The sequence below is a fragment of the Halomonas sp. ALS9 genome (genome assembly GCF_001651035.1).
Lineage (GTDB): Bacteria > Pseudomonadota > Gammaproteobacteria > Pseudomonadales > Halomonadaceae > Vreelandella.
This window is the reverse complement of the sequence record NZ_LXRG01000145.1, coordinates 1-273: the sequence shown is the minus strand read 5'-3', so window position 1 is coordinate 273 and position 273 is coordinate 1. Positions and strand designations below refer to the sequence as shown.

Genomic DNA, 273 nt, shown 5'->3' with positions numbered 1-273 from the left:
CCCCGGCCACCACCGCAAAGCCTCGGCCTTGGTCGCCAGCCCGTGCTGCTTCTACGGAGGGGTTAAGGGCCAAGATAGTGGTTTTAAAGGCAATCGAATCAATCACGCTGGTAATGTCGGCGACTTTTTTCGAGCTAGTGGAGATGCCGTGCATCGTCTGCACCACCTGTTCCACCACTTTTCCACCGCGCTCGGCCGTGGTGGAAGCGTCTGCTGCCAATGTGCTGGCCTGGCGGGCGTTGTCGGCATTCTGTTTTACCGTCGCGGTCATTT

At 58.6% G+C, this 273-nt stretch carries 1 protein-coding gene; it reads right to left on the bottom strand.

Annotation, left to right across the window (positions count from 1 at the left end; translation table 11 throughout):
* A partial coding sequence (locus A6R74_RS10510; protein WP_240488207.1) for a methyl-accepting chemotaxis protein occupies positions 1 to 273 on the bottom strand: 273 nt, incomplete at both ends.